This window comes from Polynucleobacter sp. Latsch14-2 (genome assembly GCF_018881925.1).
Taxonomy (GTDB): Bacteria; Pseudomonadota; Gammaproteobacteria; order Burkholderiales; family Burkholderiaceae; genus Polynucleobacter.
In genome coordinates this window covers 50,701-69,672 of the sequence record NZ_JACVPL010000008.1, presented here as the reverse complement: position 1 = coordinate 69,672, position 18,972 = coordinate 50,701, and the positions used below count along the sequence as shown (strand labels likewise).

At 46.8% G+C, this 18,972-nt stretch carries 18 protein-coding genes; 9 read left to right on the top strand and 9 right to left on the bottom strand.

What is annotated here, in order from left to right; genetic code table 11:
• Positions 1–107 precede the first annotated feature (107 nt).
• A complete protein-coding gene (gene rluB, locus ICN46_RS08200; protein WP_216207177.1) occupies positions 108–1,859 on the bottom strand; it encodes a 23S rRNA pseudouridine(2605) synthase RluB in 1,752 nt (583 codons plus the stop codon).
• 6 nt (positions 1,860–1,865) lie between these two features.
• Positions 1,866–2,579 carry an SMC-Scp complex subunit ScpB gene (scpB, locus tag ICN46_RS08195; protein WP_216207174.1) on the bottom strand — a complete coding sequence of 238 codons (714 nt, stop codon included), beginning with the start codon at positions 2,577–2,579 and terminating at the stop codon, positions 1,866–1,868.
• Positions 2,580–2,770: 191 nt separating this feature from the next.
• Between scpB and ICN46_RS08190 the strand changes: the two genes are divergently transcribed.
• The 3 genes from ICN46_RS08190 to ICN46_RS08180 all read left to right on the top strand — a co-directional run bounded on the left by ICN46_RS08190 (position 2,771) and on the right by ICN46_RS08180 (position 4,286).
• Positions 2,771–3,685, top strand: a complete 915-nt coding sequence (locus tag ICN46_RS08190; protein WP_216207171.1) for a patatin-like phospholipase family protein — start codon at positions 2,771–2,773, stop codon at positions 3,683–3,685.
• A gap of 75 nt (positions 3,686–3,760) precedes the next feature.
• Entirely contained in the window at positions 3,761–4,030 is a 270-nt protein-coding gene (locus tag ICN46_RS08185) for a BrnT family toxin (RefSeq protein ID WP_216207168.1), read from the top strand.
• Positions 4,014–4,286 (top strand): BrnA antitoxin family protein, encoded by a 273-nt coding sequence (locus tag ICN46_RS08180; RefSeq protein ID WP_216207166.1) that lies wholly within the window; start codon positions 4,014–4,016, stop codon positions 4,284–4,286. Before ICN46_RS08185 ends, ICN46_RS08180 begins: the two co-directional genes overlap by 17 nt.
• Positions 4,287–4,326: 40 nt before the next feature.
• Here the strand turns inward: ICN46_RS08180 and ICN46_RS08175 are convergent, their stop codons facing one another.
• The 5 genes from ICN46_RS08175 to ICN46_RS08155 all read right to left on the bottom strand — a co-directional run bounded on the left by ICN46_RS08175 (position 4,327) and on the right by ICN46_RS08155 (position 10,771).
• Positions 4,327–5,001 (bottom strand): C40 family peptidase, encoded by a 675-nt coding sequence (locus ICN46_RS08175; protein WP_216207162.1) that lies wholly within the window; start codon positions 4,999–5,001, stop codon positions 4,327–4,329.
• Between the two features lie 127 nt (positions 5,002–5,128).
• Entirely contained in the window at positions 5,129–6,808 is a 1,680-nt protein-coding gene (locus tag ICN46_RS08170; RefSeq protein WP_216207160.1) for an ABC transporter ATP-binding protein, read from the bottom strand.
• Entirely contained in the window at positions 6,805–7,830 is a 1,026-nt protein-coding gene (locus tag ICN46_RS08165) for an ABC transporter permease (RefSeq protein ID WP_216207156.1), read from the bottom strand. The genes ICN46_RS08170 and ICN46_RS08165 overlap by 4 nt, the downstream gene beginning before the upstream one ends.
• Positions 7,827–8,891 carry a microcin C ABC transporter permease YejB gene (locus tag ICN46_RS08160; protein WP_216207277.1) on the bottom strand — a complete coding sequence of 355 codons (1,065 nt, stop codon included), beginning with the start codon at positions 8,889–8,891 and terminating at the stop codon, positions 7,827–7,829. The genes ICN46_RS08165 and ICN46_RS08160 overlap by 4 nt, the downstream gene beginning before the upstream one ends.
• An 11-nt stretch (positions 8,892–8,902) precedes the next feature.
• The gene (locus tag ICN46_RS08155; protein ID WP_216207152.1) at positions 8,903–10,771 is read right to left on the bottom strand and encodes an extracellular solute-binding protein; all 1,869 of its coding nucleotides are present in this window, start codon (positions 10,769–10,771) and stop codon (positions 8,903–8,905) included.
• Between the two features lie 50 nt (positions 10,772–10,821).
• On the opposite strand from ICN46_RS08155, the gene fabI reads away from it, so the two are divergent.
• From fabI to ICN46_RS08125, 6 genes are all read left to right on the top strand, one after another.
• Complete coding sequence (gene fabI / locus ICN46_RS08150) at positions 10,822–11,604, top strand: enoyl-ACP reductase FabI (protein WP_216207149.1); 783 nt, start codon at positions 10,822–10,824, stop codon at positions 11,602–11,604.
• Positions 11,567–12,961, top strand: coding sequence for a chromate efflux transporter (gene chrA / locus ICN46_RS08145; protein WP_216207147.1), 1,395 nt, complete (start codon positions 11,567–11,569; stop codon positions 12,959–12,961). The genes fabI and chrA overlap by 38 nt, the downstream gene beginning before the upstream one ends.
• 19 nt (positions 12,962–12,980) lie before the next feature.
• Positions 12,981–13,865 (top strand): HTD2 family dehydratase, encoded by an 885-nt coding sequence (locus ICN46_RS08140; protein WP_216207144.1) that lies wholly within the window; start codon positions 12,981–12,983, stop codon positions 13,863–13,865.
• An 18-nt stretch (positions 13,866–13,883) separates the two neighbouring features.
• On the top strand, positions 13,884–15,278 hold the full coding sequence (locus ICN46_RS08135; RefSeq protein ID WP_216207139.1) for an MmgE/PrpD family protein: 1,395 nt from the start codon (positions 13,884–13,886) through the stop codon (positions 15,276–15,278).
• Between the two features lie 11 nt (positions 15,279–15,289).
• Positions 15,290–16,135: an HpcH/HpaI aldolase/citrate lyase family protein gene (locus ICN46_RS08130; protein WP_216207136.1), complete on the top strand. Its 846-nt coding sequence runs from the start codon at positions 15,290–15,292 to the stop codon at positions 16,133–16,135.
• 93 nt (positions 16,136–16,228) lie between these two features.
• Entirely contained in the window at positions 16,229–17,221 is a 993-nt protein-coding gene (locus ICN46_RS08125; protein WP_216207132.1) for a tripartite tricarboxylate transporter substrate-binding protein, read from the top strand.
• A 63-nt stretch (positions 17,222–17,284) separates the two neighbouring features.
• Here the strand turns inward: ICN46_RS08125 and ICN46_RS08120 are convergent, their stop codons facing one another.
• Both ICN46_RS08120 and ICN46_RS08115 read right to left on the bottom strand, forming a co-directional pair.
• Positions 17,285–17,656 carry a Rap1a/Tai family immunity protein gene (locus tag ICN46_RS08120; protein WP_216207128.1) on the bottom strand — a complete coding sequence of 124 codons (372 nt, stop codon included), beginning with the start codon at positions 17,654–17,656 and terminating at the stop codon, positions 17,285–17,287.
• Between the two features lie 22 nt (positions 17,657–17,678).
• Entirely contained in the window at positions 17,679–18,950 is a 1,272-nt protein-coding gene (locus ICN46_RS08115) for a DUF3300 domain-containing protein (RefSeq protein ID WP_216207126.1), read from the bottom strand.
• Positions 18,951–18,972 lie beyond the last annotated feature (22 nt).

Sequence of the window (18,972 nt, the reverse complement as noted above, 5' to 3'; positions counted from 1 at the left end):
AACAGGCCGACTTACGTTGATCGCAACATCAGTCGGTAACAACAAAAACAGCAGCAAGCTACTGCAAGACCAAAATTATAGCTGATTTAGAGAAAAATCGATAGAAATCAGAAGCTTTCGCTTGGATCCCGAGGCTTTCTGGGGCCCTTATTAAACGGTTTGCGCCCTTTCGGTGCACTCCGTTTGGGTCCGTTACCAGGACTTTGAGGGTTTGCAGTTACAAAAGCGGACTGCCCATGATGGACTTTCCCGCCCTTATTGCGGCTTTGCCCATTTCTACCCTGCCCACCTTGACCGCCACCTTGCCCTGGTCTGCCGCCTTGAGTTCGACCGCGGAAAGAACCGCGCCCTTCAGTAGAACCGCTACCAGCTGACTTGCCACTCCTACCTTGATGGGTCAGACCATTGTGGCCATCGGCCATAGTCAAAGCATCACGGGAACCCCAATAAGACACTGAAGTTTGCATTGGATCTGGCTGGAAGTCGCCTCCAGCAACCCCAGCATGACGATCACGACCATGCCCACCTGCGCCTGGTCGACCCTTATCTTGAGCTTGAGGAACCTTTAGTCCTGCGGATTTCATGAGGTTTGCAACACCATCAGGCGAAACCTCCTCCCATTTGCCGCGACGCAGACGCGGAGGCAGCAAGAACATACCGTAACGGGTACGAATCAAGCGAGAAACAACGTGACCCACAGCCTCAAACATGCGGCGTACCTCGCGGTTGCGCCCTTCAGTCAAGGCAACTTGATACCAGCGATTCGCACCATCGCCACCACCCATTGCTAAGCGCAGGAATCGAGCTTGGCCATCATCGAGTTGAATACCGCTCTTGAGTTGGGCAGTATTTTCTTGGCTTAACTCGCCCAAAATGCGCACAGCATATTCACGCTCGACACCATAACGGGGGTGCATTAAACGATTCGCCAGTTCACCTGAGGTAGTAAATAACAGCAAGCCTTCCGTATTGAAGTCCAAGCGACCAACTGCAATCCAGCGACCTTGTCGTGGTTTAGGCAAACGATCAAATACCGTTGGACGACCTTCGGGATCGGACTGGCTAACAATTTCACCAGAAGGCTTGTGATACATGATTACTCGTGGTGGCTTTGTCTGAATCTTGCGATGGACTTGTTTACCATTAATCCGCACCTGATCTGTAGGCCCAATACGCTGGCCTATATGTGCGGGCAAGCCATTTACAGATACACGACCTTGGATAATTAAATCTTCCATATCGCGCCGCGAACCCATACCAACATCGGCTAATACTTTGTGTAACTTAACCGTGTCTTCATCATCAGCATCATCATCCAAACCATCTAAGTCAGACCAGACTTCATCGCGCAAACTTAGAGGCAAGTCATCCACGTTTGCAAACTGCAAACTGCTCATCTCATCATCGCTTGGCATATCCGCATCCTCATCATGACGCACACGCTGAGCGCGACGCTCAGCACCAGTCTGATGAGAGACTTCGCTTTCATTAACACCATCGGGATTTTTAGCTTCAAGCGCTTCGGGGGCATCTAAAGCGGCATCAAACTCGCCCGACACCACAGAAGCAAATAAAGCCTCAGCCTCTGCTGGATTGGGGGCTAATTTTGCTGATTGATTACCGCTACCTTCGCGCGGACTATTGGTATCGCCACCCTCTCTTCGAGGCTTGTCTTTATTAAAAGGGCGCTTCTTATTGAAAGGATGCTTGCCAGTGCCTGAGCGGCGCGGACGACGTTCGCCACCCTCACGATTCCGAGCGGGGGCACCATCACTGCTAGATGGATTTGACTCAGTATTTGCTGGGTTTACCGGTGGATTAGTTGCCGGGGATGAATCGTTTTCGTTAGAGCTTGTCATTAATAATTATTTTGTTTCGTCTGTTTTATCTTCAGACTCAGGGGGAACTTCTTGTATTACTTCCATTGTTTCAGCTGTTTCTTCTGCTGTTTCAAAATCGATCTTGATAATCTCTTGGCCATTTTCATCAAGCTCAACAACTGTCTCAACAGTAGCAGTAGGATCAAATTCCATCACAGCCTGCCCCAACTGTTCAGCAGCTGCCATCGGAGCTGAATCTTCTAAGATTGGCAAACTTTGTAAATTCGTCAAACTCAAGTCATCTAAAAACTGCTTGGTAGTGGCATACAAACCAGGACGGCCAATGGTTTCTTTGTGACCGATTACCTCGACCCAGCCGCGGTCTTCCAGCTGCTTCATGACATTACTGCTAACCGCAACGCCGCGAATCTCTTCAATCTCGCCGCGGGTGACTGGTTGACGATAGGCAATAATTGCTAAGGTCTCCATTACCGCACGAGAATATCTCGGTGGCTTTTCTGGCGTTAGACGATCTAAGTATTCGCGCATTGACAAGCGACTCTGAAAACGCCAGCCGGTTGCAATATGCACTAACTCCATCCCTTTGTCTTGCCATTCCCGTTGAAGGTCTAGCAGTACATCGTCTATTTCTGCACTAACAACATCATCAGCAAATAAACGAGTGATATCAGTAATAGTGAGTGGTTCCTGCGCGCACAGGAGAGCTGTTTCAATTACGCGCTTGTGGTGATCATCCATAAAATTCGGGCTATCAGGCAATTTCCTGATTAGACTTTAATAATGTATTTCAGTAATGGGTTTGTGGTGTTATCTAGCTACTACGGGCAATTCATCTCTTGAATTCTAATTAGGAGAGCCGCCCGCGCTGAAACAAAGTTATCTTTGCTCACCGTTAAGCCATTATAAGGTAGGCTCAATACAATAGCTATATGTACCAATTTTCTCCAAAAACCTTCACATCCTCAACCGATCCTGCAAAAAGGCGTCGTTTTCTACGCTTTGGCCTTGGTCTTGGAACTATTGCAGGAAGCGCAAGCTTGAGCTCTTGCAGCGTATTTAACAGCCAAAAGCCTGTTATCGGCCTTGTTCTAGGAGCGGGGGCTGCTCGCGGATTTGCGCATATTGGCGTGATTAAGACGCTTGAAGCTCAAGGTATTCGCCCAGACATAGTGGTTGGCAGCAGCGCCGGTAGTGTGATTGCAGCACTATTGGCCTCTGGTGCCAGTGGAAATGATCTCAATAGACTCGCCCTAAATTTGGATGAGGCCACCATTGCTGATTGGGGCCTCCCATTTGCTGGTCGTTTTGGCGGTCTCATTAAAGGTGACGCCCTGCAAAATATGGTTAACCGTGAAGTACAAAACAAATTGATTGAGCAGATGCGCATCCCCCTGGGAATCGTCGCAACTGAACTCCAATCCGGCAAAGGTGTTTTATTTAGAACTGGCAATACTGGATTAGCAGTTCGCGCCTCCTGTAGTGTGCCCGGCGTTTTTCAGCCAGCCGTTATTAGTGGCAAAGAATATGTCGATGGCGGATTGGTTGCACCGGTTCCTGTCAATTACGCAAGACAGATGGGCGCCACTTTCATTATTGCAGTCAATATTTCTTCAGAACCCGTTCATCAAGATGCCAGCGGAACTTTTGGAATCCTGCAGCAAACTATCTCGATCATGCAAAGAAGTATTAATGAGCATGAGCTGAGAAGTGCTGACATTGTGATTCAGCCGCAGCTCAAACAAATGAGTAGCGGCGACTTCAAATCTCGAAGCGCTGCAATCCTAGCGGGAGAAGCAGCCACGCAAGCGCAAATGGCGCTCATCAAGGAAAAACTTAAGCCATAAAAAACTCTATCCCCCACAACCTTTAGGGGGACATGGTATATTTGGCTATATCAGATTGTAGTTACAATTTGATAGATGGAGATTACCTATGACCAAAGTAAAAACGCAAAAAACATTAAAGAACGAAATATCTCATTTGAAGAAGTGGCAGAGTTCGATTTTGAAACAGCGAAGTTTTCAATTGACGTGCGAAAAAACTATGGGGAACTACGCAGACGCGCCATTGGTTTCTTGAATACGAGATTACATGCTCTAGTATTTTTAGAAACCACTAAGGGCATTCGAGTCATTAGTTTTAGAAAAGCAAATAAGCGAGAGATCAAAAAGTATGCACAGCAAGCCTAAGATTGATCAGGAAGATTTTGAATGGACTGCTGCTGAGCTAAAGGCAGCTAAAAAGTTTGCAGACCTACCAAAATCCTTACAAACAAAATTAGCCTCCCGAAAGCCTAGGGGAGCGCAAGTATCACCAACAAAGATTTCAACAACTATTCGTCTATCGAGCGAGGTGATTGATTCATTTAAAGCTACGGGGGCTGGGTGGCAAACACGAATTGATTTAGCACTCAAAGAGTGGCTAAAAGAACATGAACTCGCTTGAAAACATGATGCCATGATTGAATCATCAGGCAGACTAGCAATTAAAGACTGCGCGACTTACGTTTAATGCTCTTGACCTCTTCCAATAACTCTTGGCGCTCTTGATCGCCAAGGTTGTCAGTACCATCTAAGCGACGAGCGCCATCAAAGCGCTTATCCCAATACAAACTACTGAGGTCATCAAGACGAACATTTGCCCCTTTGGATGGGGAGTGGATAAATTTGTTATCGCCAACGTAGATGCCAACATGCGAAAAGGTTAAGCGCATGGTGTTAAAAAATACTAAATCACCTGGTTGCAACTCTTCACGATTAATAGGCTTACCAACCCGGCTCATTTGAGTCGACTTACGTGGCAATAAAAAACCTAACTTGTCTTTAAACACGTAGCCAACAAAACTACTGCCGTCTAAGCCGGATTGCGGCAATTCAGTATCCGAGCGGTAACGCACGCCAATAACTTGCATTGCCTGGTTAATTAACTCCTCAGATTTGCCGGAAACAGAGTCGACCAAGCGATCTGAAACACGCGAAAAATAAGACTTGCCCGCCTGAAACATGCCCTCTTTGGGCGCGTCCTTCGAAACCTCAATCACAGTTTCTGTTGAACCCTCTACAGCTTGCGCCATGGAGAATGAAAGAGCAAAACTCAAAACAAGGCCTAGGCGCACAAAAGTGGCCAGAAACAAAGAGAGCGGTGCTTTTTTGAGTGACATCGGACTAGTTTAACAAAGAACCTTTAATTAACCAAGCCTTCACTCTAGGGCTAACATCTTGTTTATAATAGATTTTTTTTGCCTCAATAATGGGCATATGCACCAATTTAGACCATCTATCTGGCTCTTAAGTAAGCTCAGCAGCCGTGAATAATTCTCTTGTGTATACCTGCCGAGGATTTTGAATGAGGGCTTCAGTTTCACCAAACTCCACCACCTTGCCGCCTTTGAGGACCATTACTTCGTGTGACATTGCCCTAATTACAGCCAAGTCATGGCTAATCAGCAAATAAGCTAAGTTGTACTTTTTCTGGAGTTCGCTAAGTAATGCCAGCACTTGCTTTTGAATGGAAACATCCAAAGCGGAGGTTGGCTCATCTAAGACCAAAATCTGGGGCCGCAAGATTAATGCACGAGCAATTGCAATCCGCTGCCTCTGGCCACCAGAAAATTCATGGGGATATCGAGAAAGCGCCGTACGATCTAAACCGACCTCTCTCAACATATCCAATACTCTGGACTCACGCTCTGCGACAGATAGCTTAGGAAAGTGCACATCTAAACCCTCTGAAATGATTTGCATAACGTTCATTCGTGGTGAAAGCGAACCAAACGGGTCTTGAAATATCACCTGCAAACTCGAACGCAGGGCACGACGCTCCACAGACTTCAATGCTTGCCAAGCATATCCTAGAACATCGACCTCACCAGTAAGCTCTGCCATCGAATCACCAAGCAATCCAAGGACAGCCATGCCTAAGGTAGTTTTTCCAGAGCCAGATTCACCAATTACTCCAATGGTCTGACCCTGCTTTAATTCAAAGCTCACCTTACGCAATACTTGGTGGCGGGCTTGCTTCTTAAACCAAGAAGTCGATTGTGAGTTTGGATAAGAAACAGACAACTGATTAGCCTTAAGTAGCACGGGAGCCAGCGGCATCACAGGGGCAATCTCACGGACAGGCTGACTATTGACTAAGGCGCGGGTATAGGGATCTGCGGGGTGCCCAAAGACTTGCTTGGTGGCACCAACCTCCATCAAGTTGCCCTGATTTAGAACAGCCACTCGGTGCGCAAAGTGCTTTACTAAATTGAGATCATGGGTAATCAGCAAGATACCCATGCCGCCCTCATCTTTAGCTTCCTCTTGTAATTCTTTTAATAAATCCAAAATTTGTAAACGCAAACTCACATCTAATGCAGTGGTTGGTTCATCAGCAATCAAAAGGCGCGGCTTACAAGCCAAGGCCATCGCAATCATGGCGCGCTGTCTTTGACCACCAGAGAGTTGATGAGGATAAGAATGAAAACGAGTTTCTGGTTCGGGTATCCCGGTCTTCTTGAGCAATTCAATGGCAGCCGCCATGGAATCTGCTTTAGAGATCAAGGGTTGATAAACCTGTACCGCTTCCACAATTTGATTGCCCACCGTAAATAAAGGATTAAGCGCGGTCATCGGCTCCTGAAACACCATAGCAATCTCACGACCCCGTATCTCCCGAATGTTTTCGATTGGCAAAGAAAGAAGGTCAACTGGCGCCCTAGAGGTTTGCTTTTGCACATCCTCTTTACCGCCCCACCAAATCTGACCCGTCACCTTTGCACCCTCTGGTTCAAGCCGCAAAGGCGCGAGTGCAGTCAAGGTTTTTCCAGAGCCTGATTCGCCAACCAAGGCAACGCGCTCGCCAACACCAATTTCCAAATCAAGATGATGAACGGCAAATTTTTCTCGACGTCCAGATCCAAAAGAAATACTGAAATCTTGATAGCGCAACAAAGGGCTAAAGGACTGAGGTGATGAACTCATGAGCGCCCCCCACTCATCAGGCCTGATTTACGAGAATCGAACGCATCACGCAAAGCTTCGCCCATAAAAGTCAGTAATAGCAAAGTGCTAACCAACACCACAAAGGTCGATAACGAAATCCACCAGGCATCTAAATTGCCCTTGCCCTGTGAAAGCAACTCCCCGAGGCTTGGCGTTCCCGGTGGCACACCAAGACCCAAAAAATCCAAGCTCGTCAAAGAAAGAATTGCTGCGCTCATGCGGAAAGGTAAAAAGGTAATCACTGGTGTCAAGCTATTTGGCAGAATGTGCCGACGCATAATTTGCACATTGGTCAAGCCCAGCGCTCTGGCTGCTCGAACATACTCCAAGGCACGATTACGGAAAAACTCAGCGCGAACATAGTCCGATAAACCCATCCACCCAAAAGCAGCCAGCAAAATAATTAAAAGCCAGATACTAGGGTTGAAGATGGAGGCAAAAATAATTAAGAGGTAAAGCTCCGGCATAGCAGCCCAAATCTCAATCAAGCGTTGCGATATCAGGTCAAACTTACCGCCAAAGAAGCCCATCAATGAGCCAGTAATAATGCCGACACTCACGCCGACAATAGTCAGGGCCAGGCCAAACAAGATAGACAAACGGAATCCGTAAATCAAACGCGCCAAAACATCACGCCCTCGATCATCGGTACCAAGCCAGTTGTCCCAAGATGGCGGCGCAGGATTGGGAACTTGAGAAAAGTAATTTAGTGTTTCGTAGCTATATTCAATAGGGGGATAAATTGCCCAATTACCATTACTCGTTAGGTTGCGACGGATATCGGGATCCAAAAAATCTGTAGGGGTCGCGAAGTCTCCACCAAAAACGGTTTCCGCTTGATTGTGAATAATAGGGAAATAAAAATGGCCTTCGTACCGAACAATCCAAGGCTTGTCATTCGCAATCAATTCGGCGCACATACTTAAGCCAAATAAAGTCATGAAGATCCATAAACTTAGATAGCCAGTCCGACTCGATTGAAAACGTTGCCAACGACTCATGAACCGCCCCCAGCACCAAACTGAATACGGGGGTCAACATAAACATAGCAAAGATCGGAAATTAACTTCGTGAATAGGCCAATTAAAGTAAATAAATATAAAGTACCGAACACCACTGGATAATCGCGACGCATGACTGACTCATAAGAAAGCAAACCCAAGCCATCTAAGGAAAATAGGGTTTCAATCAAAAGTGAACCGGTAAAAAAAGCGCCAATGAATGCCGATGGAAATCCAGTAACCAAAGGTAAAAGCGCATTACGGAATACATGTTTCCAAAGTACTTGTTTCTCAGTTAATCCTTTTGCCCTAGCGGTTAACACATATTGCTTCCGAATCTCTTCCAAAAAAGAGTTTTTTGTGAGCATAGTCACGACTGCAAAACTACCTAGTACAGATGCGGTAATAGGTAAAACCAAGTGCCATAAGTAATCCATCACCTTACCCATCAAACTGAGATCACTCCAGTTATCGGAAGTAAGTCCTCGTAAAGGAAAAATTTGCAAGAAGCTACCGCCCCCAAATAACACCAATAGCAGGACGCCCAAGACAAAGCCAGGGATGGCATAACCCACCAGAATCATGCTACTCGTTACAGCGTCGAAACGAGTACCATCACGCACTGCCTTAGCGATTCCCAGCGGTATAGAGACTAAATATGTAATAAAAAAGGTCCACAGGCCAATACTGATCGAGACTGGCAGTTTAGAAACCACCAAATGCCATACGCTTTCATGCTGGTAATAACTTTGACCTAAATCGAAAGTCGCAAAGCGCCCAAGCATCATGAAATAACGCTCTAGTGGTGGCTTATCAAAGCCATAGAGCGCCTTAACTTCCTCTAAGCGTTGTGCATCGACCCCCTGCCGTCCTCGATACGTCGCCCCAGCACCAGAAGACTCTGTACCTCCTACTGAGGCATTTCCTTTGCCTTTTAACTCAAGCACCATCTGCTCCACCGGTCCACCCGGCACAAATTGCACTACGGCAAAAGTCAGTGTTAAAACACCCAGCAAAGTCGGAATCATTAAGAGCAAACGCTTAAAGATGTAAGAGCGCATTTGACCTTGCATTATTGAGACTCCTCTTTCCACCAATTTTGCATAATCCACGGCTCTGCTGAGTAATACATCGGCGGCTCGGGATAGCGCATCTCTTTACGATAAGCAACGCGATGTGTTGGGTTGTACCACTGCGGCACAACAAAATAACTATTCCACAAGACTCGATCCAAAGACCTTGTAGCTGCCCGCAATTCCTCGCGATTTTTTGCTTTTGTTATCTCATCAACTAAAGCATCAACTACCGGAGACTGAATGCCAATGACATTATCAGACCCCTTCTCCTTAGCAGCTTGACTGCCAAAGCGATCATATAACTCATTGCCAGGATTTTGAGAGTCTGGGAAGCGGATGGTAGTCATATCAAAATCATATTCATTCATACGCTTCTGATGGAGCGCGAAATCACTTGTTCTAACATCCACCTGAATTCCTAACTTTTCTAGATTGCGAATGTAAGCAGAAATGACTCTTAAAAAAAATGGTCCGTCCTCAACCATTTCGAAGCGGAATGCCTCACCATTCATATTTCTCAAGGCCCCATCGTGGTACTGCCACCCCGCTTGCGCAAGTAGAGCCCTCGCCTTGCGTAAGTTTTGACGCAAACTACTTGGAGTTGCAGTAGACGGCGCTGGCGGCATCGGATCAAAAACTGCATCAGGCACCCATTGAGGATATTTAGCCTTTAATGGTCTTAATAATTTCAACTCTGCTTCAGTAGGCTTACGAGGTCCATCAAAGTTTGCACCTAAATCACTATTTGTAAAATAACTATTAATGCGACCATATTGGTCAAAAAAGATTTGGCGATTTAGCCACTCAAAATCGAGTGCATAACCCAACGCTTGTCGTACGCGCGGATCCCGAAAAATTGGGCGACGCAGATTCATAGCAAAACCTTGCATTCCAGCACCATTGTGATTCAGGAACGCTTTCTTTAGCAAGGTACCGTCATTGAACTTTGTACCTACATAACCTTTAGCCCATATTTTGGCGCGATACTCAACCAAGGCATCAAACTCACCAGCCTTAAATGCCTCAAGACGAACTGCGTCATCGCTATACAGCTTATAAAGTACGCGATCAAAGTTATAAAAACCCACACGCACATTTAAAGGTTTGCCCAAATGATCAGCCCAGTAATTCGGGTTTCTTTTAAAGGTGATGGACTTACCAGCTTTAAATGATTCAATTAAATACGGGCCGCTACCAATTGGTGTTTCGAAAGCCATCTGGTTAAACGGAGTCATTGAACCATCTGGCTTCTTACCCCAGTTGCGAGAAAAGATGGGCAAGGTTCCAGCCAAAATAGGAAGCTCGGTATTGGTATTTTTAAAATCAAAACGAACCTCGCGAGCAGATAAGACCACAGCTTGTTTGATATCGCCAAAAGTGGTTTTGTAACGGGGATGTGCCTGGCCACTCATCAGGACATCAAAACTATATTTAACATCAGCCGCAAGAACTGGTGTTCCATCGGAAAATTTCGCGCCCTCACGAATCCGAAAAATGACTGACTTGTGATCAGACGCCACCTGAATATCTTCAGCAAGCAAACCATAAATACTGGAAACCTCATCGGCACTGCCTTCAGCAAGAGACTCAAACATCAACTCAATCCCCGGGGCTGTAATGCCTCGCAGGGTATACGGGTTAAATTTATCGAAGCTCGTTCTTTGTCCCGGATTGGGCAAAGTAAGGGTTCCACCCCTCGGGGCCGTAGGATTTACATAGTCGAAGTGGCTAAAACCGTCGGGATATTTAGGTTTACCGTACTGAGAAATCCCCTGTGCAGCCTGTGCAGTATTGAGTCCAGCCCCAGCCAGCAGGGCTAGCAATAAAAAATGGGCGATTTGGCGGAAGGGGGTGGGAATGAACATATATGCAACAATTGTAGATAGCAAACCACATTTGAAGCAAAGGACACATCATGGGCTTTCTCTCCGGCAAAAAAATTCTGATTACCGGCCTTCTTTCTAATCGCTCTATTGCGTATGGCATAGCCAAAGCCTGCCATCGTGAGGGGGCTGAATTAGCCTTTACCTACGTGGGCGAACGCTTTAAAGAGCGCACCACCGATTTCGCCAAGGAATTCAATTCCGAGCTCATTTTTGACTGTGATGTCGGTAGTGACGAGCAAATTGAGGCTGTATTTACGGATTTAGCCAAAATATGGCCGCAACTGGATGGCCTAGTCCATGCGATTGGTTTTGCCCCACGAGAGGCAATTGCGGGAGATTTCCTAGACGGATTGAGTCGCGAGGCATATCGCATCGCCCACGACATTTCAGCATATAGCTTCCCAGCAATGGCTAAGGCAGCCCTCCCAATGCTAAGGGAGAACTCATCCTTATTAACATTGACCTACCTTGGAGCCATGCGGACGGTGCCCCACTACAACACCATGGGTCTTGCAAAAGCCTCACTAGAAGCTTCTGTGCGCTATCTCGCCACCTCATTAGGGCCCAAGGGGATTCGGGTTAATGGCATTTCTGCAGGACCGATCAAGACCTTAGCCGCTTCAGGCATTAAAGACTTTAGTAAGCTCTTAAGTGGCTTCGAAAATACTGCACCATTGCGTCGTAACGTTACGATCGAGGAGGTGGGTAACGCAGCTTCATTCCTACTTTCAGATCTAGCTAGCGCAATCACCGCTGAAATTATTTACGTTGACAATGGCTTTAGCCAAGTTGCGGTTGGCATGGGCGAATAACTTGCGTCAGGCGTCGGCCAAACCAAATCAAGTTCGCCTGACAGAAGCTTTAAAGTTCTGGGCAAAATTAGGATTCATTAGTTTTGGCGGCCCCGCAGGACAAATTGCCGTCCTGCATCAAGAATTAGTCGAGAAGCGCCGCTGGATTTCTGAGCGGCGCTTTTTGCATGCCCTGAACTACTGCATGCTGCTACCGGGACCCGAAGCCCAGCAATTAGTGACCTATATTGGCTGGTTAATGCACCGTAGTTGGGGCGGGATTTTAGCCGGCACACTATTTATCCTGCCATCACTATTTATTTTGATTGGCCTGTCATGGGTGTATCTCACTTTCGGTCAAATTCCTTGGATCTCAGCAATCTTTTTTGGCATCAAGCCTGCTGTAACCGCCATTGTTGTGCATGCCGCTGTTCGCATTGGTAAGCGCACCATTCACAACCAAGCTTTGCAATGGATTGCATTAGCGTCATTTTTAGCAATCTTTATTTTGAATTTAGCTTTTCCTATCATTGTTATCATCGCCGCTTTGCTTGGTGTTTGGGGTGGCAAGAAATATCCAGAATATTTTCAACAAAAAATGGGGCACGGCTCAAATGGGGCCGCTCAACATCTTCCGGCGATCATTGATGACCACACACCCACACCCGAGCACGCACAATTTAGCATTCAAAAAACAATTCAGCATTCTGTCGTCGCCGCAGTCTTCTGGCTGATTCCCATTACAGCTCTCGCTACCTTTTTTGGATGGAAAACACTCTATCCACAAATCGCTTGGTTCTTTACAAAGGCAGCCTTTTTAACCTTTGGCGGCGCATACGCAGTGCTACCTTACGTTTACCAAGGGGCGGTTGATCAATTTCAATGGCTCAGTGCAGGGCAGATGATGGATGGCCTTGCCTTGGGGGAAACGACTCCAGGCCCCCTGATCATGATCGTGGCTTATGTCGGCTATCTCGCTGGCCACATTCAACATTTAATTGGTCACAGCAATCCATTTTGGTTTGGTGTGGTTGGCGCATGTGTAGCCACGTGGTTTACCTTTATTCCATCCTTCTTTTTTATTCTGGTTGGCGGCCCTTTTATTGAGTCCACTCACGGCAAACTCAGTTTTACCGCCCCCCTCACTGCAATTACGGCTGCAGTTGTTGGCGTGATCGCCAATCTCGGCCTATTTTTTGCGTATCACGTATTTCTTCCGCATGGCTTAGGAGGTTCAATCTCCTGGATCTCTATGGTGATTTGCTTATTGGCGGCACTTGCTCTCTTCAAGTACCAAAAAGGGGTGATCACAGTCTTAATAGGATCTGCTTTAGCTGGACTCTTGGCGTATCTCAGCTCAACACTGATCGGAACCTAGGCAGTTCAAGCTTGGCATAATGGAAGTTATGCGAATCGAAGCCCAAACCATCACCCACCTCCAAGATTGGCTCGGCAAAACAGAGTCTCTTGAAGACACTGTTACAGCAGCACCAATCAAGGCGCTAGCAGCCACTTTAGATCGGCCAGATCCTGATCCCAGCAAAGGCAGTTTCCTGCCCGAACTGTGGCATTGGCTTTATTTTTTACCGCATGCACGCCAATCTGAAATTGGTCCTGATGGCCACCCTAAACGTGGCGGCTTTTTACCTCCGGTTCCTTTGCCCCGTCGCATGTGGGCTGGTAGTCGCGTGCAATGGCTTGCGCCACTCTCCGTTGGAGATGAGATTAAACGTGTTTCCAAAATTCAATCCGTTACTCATAAAGCTGGCCGCACAGGAGATTTGATTTTTGTTGTAGTCAGCCATGAGATATCTAACCAAAATGGTTTAGCACTCGTCGAAGAGCATGACATTGTTTATCGGGACGCCCCCGGACCTGAGGATAAGCCAGTTGCACCAATACCGGCACCAAGTGATGCCAAATGGTCTAAAACTATTACGCCAGATGATGTTTTTTTATTCCGCTACTCGGCACTTACCTTCAATGGCCATCGCATTCACTACGATCGTAAATATGTGACTGAAGTGGAAGGCTACCCTGGATTAATTGTTCATGGCCCACTGATTGCCACCTTATTGGTTGACCTCGTTCGCCAAAGCATTCCCAACTGCAAGCTCAAGCGTTTTGAATTCCGCGCCATCCGCCCCACTTTTGATATCAATATCTTCAAAGTAAGCGCTAAGCCTGATTTGGAAAAAGATCCAAGTGGTAAAACAATCTCGATCTGGGCGGAAGATCACGAGGGCTGGCTCACAATGCAAGCAATAGCAGTATTAGCCTAACCAGAGTAGATGTCCATTATGTCGATACCCCACTTATCAAAAGAATTAGCTAGCTTTGCAGCTCATCTCAAGATACAAGACATTCCGAATGAGGTGATTGCTCGTGCTGAAGACCTGCTGGTTGACTGGTTTGGCTCTGCCATCGCAGGCAAGGGCTCGCGCCCTGTTGAGACCATTGCACAATTCGCCCAAAAGATGGGGGGCTTTGATAGCACGCATCTAGGCCCATCAGAGGTACTCATATCACGCAATAGCTCTAGTCCATTTCTTGCGACGATGGTCAATGCCGCTGCCTCACACGTTGCGGAGCAGGATGATGTTCATAATGGCTCAGTCTTTCACCCGGCTACGGTAGTGTTTCCCCCTGCGTTGGCTTGCGCCCAAGCAATTGGGGCCTCTGGTGAAGACATGCTCACCGCTGCGGTAGCCGGCTACGAAGTCGGCATTCGGGTTGGGGAGTTTTTAGGGCGCTCCCATTACAAAGTATTTCATACAACAGGAACTGCGGGTACTCTGGCTGCTGCTGCGACTGTTGGTCACCTACTGAAATTGAATCCCGAACAAATGTTGAATGCATTTGGTTCGGCAGGGACACAATCAGCTGGCCTCTGGGAATTTCTGCGCGATGCCGCAGATTCCAAACAACTTCACACAGCACATGCTGCTTCTGTTGGATTGATGTCCGCATATCTTGCGCAAGCTGGATTTACTGGTGCTCAGCACATCCTAGAAGGCAAGCAAGGCATGGCTGCGGGTATGTCGAGCGACTCAGATCCAAGTAAATTAGTAGATGGTCTTGGCACTCGCTGGGCCATTGCCGAGACTAGCTTTAAATATCACGCCTCTTGTCGTCATACACATCCAGCGGCAGATGCGCTTCTACAAGTCCTGTTGACACATAAACTCAAGCCCAGTGACATATCAAAAGTGGAAACTTTGGTGCACCAAGGCGCGATTGACGTCTTGGGGCCAGTTACGGACCCTGCTACTGTTCATCAATCTAAGTTTTCCATGGGCACAGTCTTGGCATTAGTAGCTCATTATCAATTTGCTGGGTTAACAGAATTTGATCAGCACTTTCATGATGATGCCATTTGCTTATTTCGCGATCGTGTAACGATGACTTTAGATCCCGAGGTTGATAGCGCCTACCCGCAGCGCTGGATTGGCAAGGTCAAAGTACATCTGCACAACGGGGAAATTTTAGATGGCCGTGTTGATGAGCCCAAGGGTGATCCTGGCAATACCCTGAACCGCTCTGAAATTACCGCTAAAGCCTTACGGCTTGCTGCATTTAGTGGTGGCGCCACCCCAGCAGAAATGAGCAAGGCCATCGATCACTTGTGGAATATCCGCAAACAGTCCAAGATGACTCTATTACTACCGCGCAATGAATCTTCGCATTTACTCTAACATCGCCATTCATGAACCCAATCGACACACCCCTTGGCTTTAGCAGTAACTTCCTATTTGTCCCGGGAACTAGGCCTGAGCGCTTTGCAAAAGCCTTAGATAGTGGCGCAGATGCTGTCATTCTAGATTTAGAGGATGCCGTTCCAGAGGAAGAAAAACAAAGCGCTCGTGATGCTATTCGCACCGCTTGGCCTCAATTTACTGACGAGCAAAAAAAACGATTAGTTCTTAGATCAAATGCGCCAGGCACGAAATTTTATGCGGCTGACCTAATGCTGGCAAAAGAATTAAATATCGCCTGCCTACTAATCCCTAAGAGTGAGTCTTTAGATCAAATCAATGGCGCCGCACAGGTTCTTCCAAACACGGCTATCGTGCCAATGATTGAAACTGCGATTGGCTTAGATAAGCTTAAGGAGTTGGCTAATTCAAACCAAGTGTTGCGCATTGCATTAGGAAATATTGATTTGCAGGCAGACCTTGGAATGATTTGTGACCCCCAGGAAACCGAACTACAAACTGCGCGTTATCAAATCGTACTAGCTTCAAGGTTAGCCCAAATTGCCCCACCTATTGACGGCGTAACCCCCTCAACTGATGATATTGACCGGATTACTGCTGATGCCCAGCGCGCCAAGCGCATGGGCTTTGGCGCCAAACTCTGCATCCACCCTAAGCAGGTATTGCCAGTGAGGACAGCATTCATGCCTAGCCAAGAAGAGGTTTTGTGGGCCCAAAAGGTTATAGAGGCTGATAAAGCCTCTAAAGGCGGGGCCATTAAGTTAGATGGTCGCATGATTGATCGCCCAGTGGTTCTTTTAGCGCAAAGAACTCTCGCAATTGCTGGTAAACACTAATCTTTACAGACCAGAATGCTGGCAAAATCAACCGTGTAGCTAAGCGCAGAGAGATTGGCAGTTCGATTCACAGAATTTAAACGGAGAAAAACCATGAAATTACGTACTTCTATATTGGCAAGCATCGGTGCATTACTTGCCTCCTCCCTCCTTATTAACGGAGCTGCACTAGCTGCAGACGCCTACCCGAATAAGCCCATTACCTTAGTCGTGCCATTTGCCGCTGGTGGACCAACCGATGCAGTAGCTCGTTTGGTTGCGATACCAATGGGCAAAAATCTAGGGCAAACCGTGATTGTTGAAAATACTGTCGGCGCTGGTGGAACAATTGCTGCAACCCGTGTTGCGCGTTCACCGGCAGATGGTTATATGGTTCTTATTCACCATATGGGCATGGCTACTGCGCCAGCACTGTACAAGAAACTTCCATTCGATCCAATGACAGATTTTGAATACATTGGTCAAGTGGTTGATGTTCCGATGGTGCTCTTGGGTCGTAAGAATTTTCCACCAAACAACTTTAAAGAACTTGAGGCCTACATTAAGGCTAATAAAGAAAAGGTAACCCTAGCTAATGCTGGTCCTGGCGCAGTTTCACAGCTTTGCGGATTATTGTTCATGTCTCGTGAAGGCGTGGAGTTAACAACTGTTCCATATAAAGGGACTGGTCCGGCCCTCACCGACCTGCTGGGTGGTCAAGTAGACCTCTTGTGCGACCAGACTACTCAAACCGTTCCTTATATCAAAGATGGCTTGGTGAAGACCTATGGTGTAACCACGCCTAAACGCTTGTCAGCGCTACCAAACATTCCAACTTTGGATGAACAAGGACTAAAAGGTTTTGACGTTAAAGTGTGGCACGGTATGTATGTATCTAAGGGAACTCCACCAGCAGTGCTCTCTAAGATCAATAAAGCATTAAATGCTGCGTTAAATGACCCAGAAGTGAAGGCACGCCTAGCAGAATCCAACATCGAAATGGTTCCTGCAAGCAAAGCCACTCCAGCTGGACTCAAAAGTCATCTTGAAGCCGAAATCAACAAATGGGGTCCAGTGATTCGTAAAGCTGGTGCATATGCAGACTAAGCTTTCACATTAACAATAATAAAAAAGGCCAGCTCTTGCTGGCTTTTTTTATTTGTGGCTTTTTTATTTCTTACAAGAGTAATTATCAGTAAAGAAGCGCATTAGGGTTTTGGCTGCTTTGTCTTTGTTCAATTGAGGGTTTGCATTGCTCCATGATAGGAACTTTTGTAAAACCTCATTACGAGTATCGTTTTTATCTTCAAAGCATATAGCTTTCTTAGCATTTGAAGCATGACTCGCTAAATACGCCTGATATACACCCTCGCCAAAGCCAAAGCAAAAACTACGTCCTTGTTCATCAGCGGGATTTTTGCAGAGCTCGACATATGCAGCGGTACTAGCGTCGTCTACTGGGAGGTCTTTCTGCGCAAATGCATATGGGGAAAAACAAAATATAGATGCAATGAGTACGCATATTCTCGGAAATATTTTCATGAGTCTTTTCTCTTAATAGAAGTTAACGTCTAAAACCGCTCATATGGCCGCCGCCAAAGCCGCCCATATGACTGCCACCACCACCGCCTCCGCCAAATCCGCTCATATGGCCGCCGCCAAAGCCGTTAAAACCACCCCCACCATTAAAACCTCGTGAGCGGTCTTGATCACCATCAAAGCGTGCTTGCTCACGCAAAGCATTTTCTTGTCCGGCTTCACGATATATATTGGGATCACTCCTATCCACCTGAGCATCATTCCGCGCCTCTTGATTTAAGCGATCCGCCTGTTCTCTCTCTTGCGGAGTAGCATTCTTCTGAAAAGCATTATTGGCGCGTTGGCCGTCGATGCGGGCTGCCTCCCTCTGCTGAGGTGTGGATTTATTTTGCCAATCATTAAGTAAACGCTGTTGGTTGACAATGCTAGCCGGTCCAATAATAGCGCGAGAAGGTATGCGATTAGAAGGGTTTATGTTTGTGGAATTAATACTGCCATTAGACCAATTGGGGTAGGACCAAAAATCTTCGCCAATAGCAAAGCCAAAACCAAAATCCATAAAGCCCCAAGCAGGGTCATAAACAGGATATGGTGGATATTCAGGATATGGCCATGGCCCATAAACGACAGTGGGGCTATAACTCGGAATGTAAACCACTTTGGTATTAGCCGGGGTAATTAAGATATTAGAGTTCGTATCAGTAGTCACCGTAATTTCTTTATTTGATTTAAGAGTACCGGCCTTGAGTGCTAATTTTCTTAAAGCTTGGACCGCTTTCATGGTGTCCGCAGCCTGCAACTTATAGGCATTACCTAGGTTTTGGGTCCACTGCAATTTTCCACCCATCATATTGAAAGCCTTTGGAAACGCCACTAGAGATTTCACACTATCGTCCCACGATTGTGCCTTGACTGCATTTTGCAAGGCGTCACCTTTTAAGGAGGCATTAGTGTTGCGCCAGTTATAGGCCTCCGCTACTTGCAGTGGGTAGGTCGAGGCTAGCAACATTAGCGAGAGCAAAGAGTCTGGATAAAGCGCTATAGGCGAAACTAATGATTGCAATTGCGCTGAAGAAATTGTTTGTGGACCTGCGTTATAGCTTGAGTCTTGAATGTAGCCTTGATCACCATAGCCCCCACTTTGCATATAAGTCTGAGGGTAATATCCACTCTCCTGGTATGGGCCCTGATTCATGACGCACCCACCTAACAGTGATCCACAAACAAGTGCAATCATACGAAGTGATGAAGCGCACCTATTAAATACTTGAATATTTTCCTGACTTGGTCGCTTCATATATACCTCAGTTTTCATCCAT

Excerpts from the sequence above, each read along its gene's own strand:
- scpB (WP_216207174.1), bottom strand. The coding sequence starts at position 2,579 with ATGGATGATCACCACAAGCGCGTAATTGAAACAGCTCTCCTGTGCGCG.
- ICN46_RS08120 (WP_216207128.1), bottom strand. The coding sequence starts at position 17,656 with ATGAAAATATTTCCGAGAATATGCGTACTCATTGCATCTATATTTTGT.
- ICN46_RS08170 (WP_216207160.1), bottom strand. The coding sequence starts at position 6,808 with ATGAGTTCATCACCTCAGTCCTTTAGCCCTTTGTTGCGCTATCAAGAT.
- ICN46_RS08155 (WP_216207152.1), bottom strand. The coding sequence starts at position 10,771 with ATGTTCATTCCCACCCCCTTCCGCCAAATCGCCCATTTTTTATTGCTA.
- ICN46_RS08115 (WP_216207126.1), bottom strand. The coding sequence starts at position 18,950 with ATGAAGCGACCAAGTCAGGAAAATATTCAAGTATTTAATAGGTGCGCT.
- rluB (WP_216207177.1), bottom strand. The coding sequence starts at position 1,859 with ATGACAAGCTCTAACGAAAACGATTCATCCCCGGCAACTAATCCACCG.
- ICN46_RS08175 (WP_216207162.1), bottom strand. The coding sequence starts at position 5,001 with ATGTCACTCAAAAAAGCACCGCTCTCTTTGTTTCTGGCCACTTTTGTG.
- ICN46_RS08165 (WP_216207156.1), bottom strand. The coding sequence starts at position 7,830 with ATGAGTCGTTGGCAACGTTTTCAATCGAGTCGGACTGGCTATCTAAGT.
- ICN46_RS08185 (WP_216207168.1), top strand. The coding sequence starts at position 3,761 with ATGGAGATTACCTATGACCAAAGTAAAAACGCAAAAAACATTAAAGAA.
- ICN46_RS08135 (WP_216207139.1), top strand. The coding sequence starts at position 13,884 with ATGTCGATACCCCACTTATCAAAAGAATTAGCTAGCTTTGCAGCTCAT.
- ICN46_RS08125 (WP_216207132.1), top strand. The coding sequence starts at position 16,229 with ATGAAATTACGTACTTCTATATTGGCAAGCATCGGTGCATTACTTGCC.
- ICN46_RS08190 (WP_216207171.1), top strand. The coding sequence starts at position 2,771 with ATGTACCAATTTTCTCCAAAAACCTTCACATCCTCAACCGATCCTGCA.
- fabI (WP_216207149.1), top strand. The coding sequence starts at position 10,822 with ATGGGCTTTCTCTCCGGCAAAAAAATTCTGATTACCGGCCTTCTTTCT.
- ICN46_RS08160 (WP_216207277.1), bottom strand. The coding sequence starts at position 8,891 with ATGCGCTCTTACATCTTTAAGCGTTTGCTCTTAATGATTCCGACTTTG.
- ICN46_RS08180 (WP_216207166.1), top strand. The coding sequence starts at position 4,014 with ATGCACAGCAAGCCTAAGATTGATCAGGAAGATTTTGAATGGACTGCT.
- chrA (WP_216207147.1), top strand. The coding sequence starts at position 11,567 with ATGGCTTTAGCCAAGTTGCGGTTGGCATGGGCGAATAACTTGCGTCAG.
- ICN46_RS08130 (WP_216207136.1), top strand. The coding sequence starts at position 15,290 with ATGAACCCAATCGACACACCCCTTGGCTTTAGCAGTAACTTCCTATTT.
- ICN46_RS08140 (WP_216207144.1), top strand. The coding sequence starts at position 12,981 with ATGGAAGTTATGCGAATCGAAGCCCAAACCATCACCCACCTCCAAGAT.